At 56.3% G+C, this 7,288-nt stretch carries 10 protein-coding genes; 2 read left to right on the top strand and 8 right to left on the bottom strand.

The window, feature by feature from the left end; genetic code table 11:
* Window positions 1-66 precede the first annotated feature (66 nt).
* Entirely contained in the window at window positions 67-441 is a 375-nt protein-coding gene (sdhC, locus tag BJQ17_RS13980) for a succinate dehydrogenase, cytochrome b556 subunit (protein ID WP_005005993.1), read from the top strand.
* Window positions 442-1,301: 860 nt separating this feature from the next.
* On the opposite strand, the gene BJQ17_RS13975 is transcribed toward sdhC, so the two are convergent.
* The 5 genes from BJQ17_RS13975 to BJQ17_RS13955 form a co-directional block, all read right to left on the bottom strand.
* Window positions 1,302-1,568, bottom strand: coding sequence for a hypothetical protein (locus tag BJQ17_RS13975; protein WP_003464988.1), 267 nt, complete (start codon window positions 1,566-1,568; stop codon window positions 1,302-1,304).
* Between the two features lie 169 nt (window positions 1,569-1,737).
* A complete protein-coding gene (locus BJQ17_RS13970; RefSeq protein ID WP_003464986.1) occupies window positions 1,738-2,019 on the bottom strand; it encodes a DUF427 domain-containing protein in 282 nt (93 codons plus the stop codon).
* A 67-nt stretch (window positions 2,020-2,086) separates the two neighbouring features.
* A complete protein-coding gene (gene grxC, locus BJQ17_RS13965) occupies window positions 2,087-2,359 on the bottom strand; it encodes a glutaredoxin 3 (RefSeq protein ID WP_005005995.1) in 273 nt (90 codons plus the stop codon).
* Window positions 2,360-2,812: 453 nt separating this feature from the next.
* Window positions 2,813-3,559 (bottom strand): ferredoxin reductase, encoded by a 747-nt coding sequence (locus BJQ17_RS13960; protein ID WP_054882084.1) that lies wholly within the window; start codon window positions 3,557-3,559, stop codon window positions 2,813-2,815.
* A complete protein-coding gene (locus BJQ17_RS13955; protein WP_003464980.1) occupies window positions 3,552-4,154 on the bottom strand; it encodes a sulfite oxidase-like oxidoreductase in 603 nt (200 codons plus the stop codon). The genes BJQ17_RS13960 and BJQ17_RS13955 overlap by 8 nt, the downstream gene beginning before the upstream one ends.
* A gap of 467 nt (window positions 4,155-4,621) precedes the next feature.
* Between BJQ17_RS13955 and BJQ17_RS13950 the strand changes: the two genes are divergently transcribed.
* Window positions 4,622-5,092 (top strand): hypothetical protein, encoded by a 471-nt coding sequence (locus tag BJQ17_RS13950; protein ID WP_003464979.1) that lies wholly within the window; start codon window positions 4,622-4,624, stop codon window positions 5,090-5,092.
* A 325-nt stretch (window positions 5,093-5,417) separates the two neighbouring features.
* On the opposite strand, the gene BJQ17_RS13940 is transcribed toward BJQ17_RS13950, so the two are convergent.
* The 3 genes from BJQ17_RS13940 to BJQ17_RS13930 all read right to left on the bottom strand — a co-directional run bounded on the left by BJQ17_RS13940 (window position 5,418) and on the right by BJQ17_RS13930 (window position 7,287).
* Window positions 5,418-5,711, bottom strand: a complete 294-nt coding sequence (locus BJQ17_RS13940; protein WP_003464978.1) for a DUF1330 domain-containing protein — start codon at window positions 5,709-5,711, stop codon at window positions 5,418-5,420.
* Between the two features lie 58 nt (window positions 5,712-5,769).
* Window positions 5,770-6,201: a heme-binding protein gene (locus BJQ17_RS13935; RefSeq protein WP_005006001.1), complete on the bottom strand. Its 432-nt coding sequence runs from the start codon at window positions 6,199-6,201 to the stop codon at window positions 5,770-5,772.
* Between the two features lie 72 nt (window positions 6,202-6,273).
* Entirely contained in the window at window positions 6,274-7,287 is a 1,014-nt protein-coding gene (locus BJQ17_RS13930) for a zinc-binding alcohol dehydrogenase family protein (protein WP_002118279.1), read from the bottom strand.
* Between the last annotated feature and the right edge of the window lies 1 nt (window position 7,288).

Raw genomic sequence — 7,288 nt, 5'->3', positions numbered from 1 at the left:
ACAGCTGCTATGATGAATGAGATCGAAAACTGAAATCCCCCACTAGAATTGTTGACTGGAGTCAAAATGAATAAAAAGCGGCCGGTTAATCTTGATATTCGAACCATTCAGCTTCCTCTCACGGCGCTTACATCGATTCTGCACCGGATTTCAGGAATTATGCTCTTTATTTTTCTGGGACTGATACTGTATATGCTGAGCAAATCGTTGGAGTCAGAAAAGGGTTTTAATGAAGTCAAGGAGATTTTTTCTTCACCTTTCGGCAAAGTTAGTTTCTGGTTGGTATACTCTTCATTTATTTATCATCTCGTAGCCGGAATTCGACACCTAGTTATGGATGTGGGTGTTGGTCATACTTTGAAAGGCAGCAATCGCGCCTCTACTATTGTTTTAGTAGTGTCGGGTGTTTTAATGGTTGCTGGCGCCGTATGGATTTGGTAGCTGTGGAGTCGTAATGCGTATTTACAAGGACTAAAAGCGTCCTTTAAAGCTAACTTACGAAAGTATTTATAATCGACGGTTCACGCTTAAACGGTTGAATCCTTTCGGGCTTCCGAATAGCTGTTAGCTGAAAGCTATCATGAGCTAAGTTTTCTGTGCATCATCAAATGTGTTAATGGGAGCGCCATAGTACTAGGTACAAATATGGCTCTAGGACAATGTTAGATGTTTTGGATTTTGAGGCGGATCGCTCTTATCGAAGATCGTCTAATTCGCTCTGAAGCGCAGGTTTTTTGAAACTATCACCTGGTTGGCACACTGTGCGAATCAACATCAGATATGAGAAAGCCAATCAGGTGAACACTACCCTCGAGGGCTCATCTGTCCAGTTAAAGCCTCGAGTCTTTCTGGGTGCGCAAAAGACAAGAAGGTTATATGGGAAAATTATGAGGCCTGGATACCATGCGTCATGGGCGTGCCGATGCTGTGAGTGACAGAGCGAGAAGCAAGTGAAAGTCCCTGAAGTAGGGGCGGGATGCGCCCGAGTGGCATTTTTTGTCTTAAGGTAGATCGCGTAGCTGTTCTTCAGAATAATCTTCAGAGCGTTGACGACAGCCATCGCTGTGCATTCCTCAAGAATAGAATGTGTCGGAAGGGTGGCGTCATTGGTGTTAGTCATCGCTTAGGATTTCTCAATCTGGCTTACACGGGCGCCTGTACCGATATCCCCGCGGATGGCGACGTATCGATGTTGAATTCCTCGCCAGACGAAGTGCAATGAGCTGCGGCTATAGGCTTGCGCAGCCTTAGATAGCCGGCCGTCGCAGGCGCGCCGGTTGGCCGGGATCTTCTTCTGCCCGTCAGGTGTCCGGTCGGAACTCCAGCACGAACGCTACGACCTTTTCGGCGGACATTTCGCACGGCTTCAACAATGTCCTATCTGATGTAACGCGGAAGAGGTTGAAGCTGACAATGTCAGTCCCGTCCAACTCCCTGGCGAACAGACTGTTGCGACGTCCGTCCCCAGATCGCCGGACGATCAAGCTGAAACGCCGGCCTTCATAAGTCCCTTCTCTGTATCCCTCCGCAAGCTTCGCGAAAGCGGCATCGAACTCGGAATGCTCCATGTCATCCATCCTTATTGATAGAACAGAGGCGCGGCGGGTGCGAGACCGCCAGTGCCGGGTCGCGCTAAGGTGCCGGGCAGATTCCTGCAGCCGACGAGGCCCGGGGTGGGCAGGATAATTGAGATGTCGGCGCCCGCATGGCTATCAGCGAAGTCGTCCGTCCAGTCTGCTAGGCAACGTCCACGCCTTTCCAGAAAGCGATGTAATCCCGGATACCCTCGGCATCCGGAGTGGGGGCGGGATAGGTCCAAGCGGCGTTCACGTTGAGCGCGTCACCCGCGCGAACATGAAAGAAGCGCGCGGCGCCTTTGATCGGACAGACAGATGTGTGCGGGCTCATCTCAAGCAGGCTCAGGTCGACTCCTGACGGTGGGAAGTAGTGATTTCCCTCGACGATGACTGTTTCGTCGCTTGTGGCGATAGTAGTGTCTTTCCAGATGGCTGAGACCAACGGACTCTCCTTTTGTATTCATCAACCGGCGAAGGCTCGCGGGCTGGCTGCCCCAAGCCGCACCTCCTCAGGTGGCAGGCGGGTTGCGCCCGAGAAGTTTGTCGAGCTCGCCTCTGACATCGAGCGCGAATAGCTCATCGGAGCCACCGATAAGGGTGCCATTGATGAAGATCTGCGGCACGGAGCTTCGCCCCGACGCTTCCGCCATGGCCTGCCGGTGAGCCGGATCCGCCTCAATATCGAGCTCCTTCCATCGCACGCCCTTTTCCTTGAGGAGCGCCTTCGCTCGGCGGCAGAACGGGCACCAATTCGTGGTGTACAGCAATACATCAGTTGTCATATTGCATCTCCGGCAGTTGCACGCGGATCGCTGTCATGGCGTTGATCTCCAATTCGCGGCGTTCAAAGATGGCGACTGCACCTTGGCCGACATCGGAGCAGATGCTGACGATTGGCCGCTATCCAGGCGACATGGCCCAAAGTGCTTTCACCGCCAGGCAGAGGCCGCACGCGCCTCCTGTAGCGCCGAGCCGATGCTCTAAGGTAACCGAGCCTCGATTGGGACGGAAGCGGTCCCGCTCGAATCGCCCATCATGCTGGTCGAGCATATCAGGACGACGGATAGTGCAGGAACTTTCAAATTGAGCTTGATGTCGAGCCAGGTATCGCGAGCGAAGGCGTTCTAGAGGCCGGGGGGTACGAAGACTGTGTTCGGCAAAACGGTTCACGTTGATCGCCAAAGCTTCCCAGGGCGCACGTCTACGATCGGCGCGACGTGAGATAGCTCGCGCCGCTAGCCCCCGTAGCGCTCCGTCTTGATGATGGAGGCGTCCAAGCCCGCCAGCAGCGCGCTATCGGTTGCGATGTTGACGAATCCGTTAGACCCGCAGACGAACACTTGCGTCGGCTTTCCCTGAAGCCTGGTTAGAATTTCTTGGACCATCATGCCGTCGATCCGTCGCGCAAAGTCCGATGCGCGAACCGGTTTCTCGCGCGTAATCGCGAGCGCCAGGACGAACGCCGGATCGCTGATTTCGATGCAATGAAGTTCTTCTGAGAAGAGAACGTCCTCGGCGGTTCGTGCGGACAGGAGCAACGCTGTCGGAACGGCTTGGGCCAATGCGCGGCGCTGCCGGATCATTGCCATCAACGGCACGAGGCCGGAGCCTCCCCCGATCAACAGAACCGGATCTATGGCAGGCTCAGGCCAAAGGAAATGGCCACCGAGCGGACCGCGAACTTCGATTTCGTCACCAATCGCCGCGATTTCGTGAAAAAACGGCGAAACTTCGGCATCCGGCATGCGCTCGATAGCTATCTCGACGATCGGGGTCGAAACTGCCGATGACGCGATCGAGTAGCTGCGCATTGCACTGTAGCCGTCGGGCGCGGTCAGCCGGATATCGACGTGCTGACCTGCGGTGTGCGCGAACGGCTTGCTCAACCGAAGGAAGAAGCTCTTGATACTCGGTGTTTGCTGGATGATGTCGTCGATCACGCATGATTGCCACGAACGGACTTGCGCTTCGTTTTCAGTCATGGGTGTATCGTTGTTCGCGCCACGGATCGCCGTAGATGTGATAGCCGTGCAGCTCCCAAAAGCCGGCCTCGTCACGCGTCGTGAATTGCAGCGCATTCACCCATTTGGCGGATTTCCAGAAGTAAAGGTGCGGCACTAGAAGACGCGCCGGCCCCCCATGATCGCGGGAAAGTGGCTTGCCCGCATAACTGAGGGCGACCATCGCTTTCCCGGAAAGCAGATCCGTCAGAGGGACGTTTGTCGAATAATTATCGTAGCAGTGCGCCAAGACGAAATCGGTAGGCCGATCAAGCTCTGCATCTGCAAGGATGTCTTCAATGAGTACACCCTCCCAAACGGTATCCAGTTTGGACCAAGAGGTGACGCAGTGAATATCCTTTGTCACCTGGGTCTTTGGTAGAGTGTTGAATTCGCCCCAATTCCACGTTTTGACGGGCTTCGGACCAATTTTGACTGTGAATTTCCAGTCGGAGGGCTCTACCCTCGGCGTAGGGCCGGCCGACAGAACAGGGAAATCCTCCACCAGATGCTGACCTGGCGGAATCCGATCGGACTGGTCGCCTGAACCGCGACCGGTGAAACCTCTGGTGACCATAGTGACCCCTCTTGCTCGATACGGCAGACCGAAGCCGGCCTTCATTTCAGTACTCTGCGTAAAGCATTTGCCCGCACATCCGCCGAATAAGCCAATCGACTAAAAATCAGATACAGATGCTCTATCATCGTAAAAAATCGCGTATCGAACATAGCGTCAGGCCAGCATGATTCCCAATACCCAATGGCTATAGGGTAGATAACCCCAAGGCTGCGTACGCTGATCTGCGGTATGCGGAGCGGAAGTTGCAGGTTCGCTCTCAAACGGATGGGCAGCGTGCAAAGCTCAAGGCTCACCAGCGCATGGTTGCCCAGTTCGCGCTCGCCGGCAGCTTGAGTATATTAAGGACGAAATGTCGATCTGATCTATTCTGGCTTCAGGAAATAGGGAAAATAAGGTCGGACGTTCGCGCACCGTCGCGACGCGCGATCATCCACTAAGCTTCTGTATCGGGGTTGGAGGATCAGATGAACGAGATCGAACGACAAGCGCCTGAGCTGCGGGTGCAAAAATGGATTGGCAAAGATGGGGAAAGTATCGCGCCGTTCAAACTGTCAGATATCGGGCCCGGCCCGAAAATCTTGTTTGCCTTCCAGCATTGGTGCCAAGGTTGCCATTTGCATGGGTTTCCGACGCTACAAAAGTTGCATGCAGCGTTGAGCTCAAAAGACGTGGGGTTCGCAGTGATCCAGACCGTCTTCGAAGGAACGCATGAGAATACCTTCGAGAAGTTGCGCGTGAACCAGCTCAAGTATGAGCTTCCTATCGTTTTCGGTCACGACGAGCAACCGACCGGCTCGCCGTTTCCAACCTTCATGGAAGACTACCGCACACGAGGAACTCCGTGGTTTACGGTTATCGACGCTGGCGGTAGCATTGTTTTCTCGGACTTCCATCTCGACGCGGAGCGACTAGTGAAGCAACTTGAGCAAGGTTAATCGTTGGAAGGTGGGCAATCATCCTGATTGCCACCCATCCCCTGATGCCCACTACAGGCGTTGCGCGCTGTAACTCTGTTGATCAGCGTGCGAAAACCCGGATCCGGATAGGAGGAGCGTCAACGATTGAATCAATCCGTTGGGAGAGGGCGGCTCCGCTCCGTCAGCTCGGCAATAGATAACCCATTCTCGCCGAGCAACTCTCTGATCCGATCGACGATATGAGCCCCTAGCGCCGCTGTCTTGGTCCCCCCCACAGATTCCCAAGATGCGAGTTCACACGCCGATACCTCGTGGTCAGCGCCGAAGTGCTTCTGTCGGTATGTCACCGCCGCCCTTCAATGATAAAGGCGCGGTAACGGGAACCGGCAAAGCGATGAGCAGCGATGGTTTGGTAGGCGGGACTGTCATACCAGTCGCGAGCGGCCTGCATCGTCGGGAAACGCAAGATTACGGCCCCTTCGATGGGCGGCCCCTCCAAATGCTGGATCGCGCCATAAGCGGCGAGAAAGGTAACGTCGTGACCATCGAACGATGGTCCGACGCCTGCAGAATAGGTTGCGAGTGCATGTGGGTCGCTGGTTTCTTCCCGCGTAAAGACGACGAACGCTTCCATCATTAGGCCTCTCAAAGGTTGGATCTGTTGGCCATTACCACCGGTGATGGCCTCACAGTCGTCAGGCTGGCAACTGGAACCCGATTTTCATGAGTGCCTCGACGCACGCATCCTGATCCTGCTGATAGTTGCCTCCGGAGATGCCTATGCCGCCGATCAACTTCCCATCCTCCAGAATCGGATAACCGCCGCCGACAGCGACCATCCGAGGGCGATAGGCTAGCGGCGCCACTTTTGGATCGTTGGTCACATAGTCGTTCCAGACATGGGTCGGGAACCCAAACGAGGCGGAACTCCAGGCCTTGTCGATGGCAACATCGACGGTAAGGAACGGCGCATCGTCGGTGCGCTCGAACGCGCGCAGGTTACCGGTGGCGTCGACGACGGCGACGGCAGCCGGGATGCCGATGGCACGGGCCGCAGCGAGCGCCGCGTCGATGAGGGCGACTGCGGTTTCGCGGTTGATCGAGGCGGTGGCAATAGATTTGGTCATGGGATTCTCATCGCTGGGGCATAACCCGTTCGGCTTTTTGAGGTTGGACAAGATGTTTGGCGATCGCGGTCGTTAGAAGCCTTCGAGGACGATCTTGCCTTTAGCCGCGCCACTTTCGATCAGTGCATGCACCGTCTTCAGATTGGCGGCATTGATCGGCGACAGTCGCCGGGTCAGCGTCGTGCGGATTTTGCCGTCGTCAACCAGCGCTGCCATCGCATCCAGAATCTCGCCCTGCTCATTCATGTCGGGCGTGCCGTAGATCGACCGCGTGAACATCAGCTCGTGGTGGATCGACACCGCCTTGCGCTTGAAAACCATGATATCGAATGCCTTGGGATCGTCGATCAGTCCGAACCGTCCTTGTGGGGCGATCAGTTCGGCGATGTCGGCGACATGTTGCTCGGTATGTGTGGTCGAAAAGACGAAAGCGGGAGCACCGATGCCGAGTTCGGCGATCTGTGGCGCGAGCGGACGAGAATGGTCGATGACGTGGTGAGCTCCAAGCCCTCTTACCCACTCTTGGGTTTCCGGTCGAGAGGCTGTGGCGATGACGGTGAGGTCCGTGCGCTGTCGCGCGATCTGGACGGCGATCGACCCAACCCCGCCCGCGCCACCGATGATGAGGATCGCCTCCGCCGCACCGGGTACGGGCTTCGCCACGTCCAGGCGGTCGAACATCGCCTCCCAGGCCGTCAACGTCGTCAGCGGCAGCGCCGCCGCTTCCGCCCAGGAGAGCGACGCAGGTTTGTGACCGACAATCCGGGCGTCGACGAGATGGAACTCCGCATTGGTACCGGGCCGTGTGATCGATCCGGCATAATAGACCTCGTCGCCTAACTCGAACTGCGTGACGTCGGGGCCGACCTCGCGCACAATCCCGGCGGCATCCCATCCCAGCACCTTCCAATCGCCATCTGCCGGCGGCGTGCTGTTGCGGACCTTGTAGTCGACCGGGTTGACCGAGACGGCCTTCACCTCAACCAGGATATCGTATCCTGCAGCGACAGGCCGAGGCAGATTGATGTCGACCAGCGCGGCATCCGCGGCGATGGGTCCCGGAACCTTGTAACCAATGGCTTTCATA

The sequence above is a fragment of the Pseudomonas sp. NBRC 111139 genome (assembly GCF_001753955.1).
GTDB lineage: Bacteria > Pseudomonadota > Gammaproteobacteria > Pseudomonadales > Pseudomonadaceae > Aquipseudomonas > Aquipseudomonas alloputida.
This window is presented reverse-complemented; position numbering and strand designations above follow the sequence as displayed.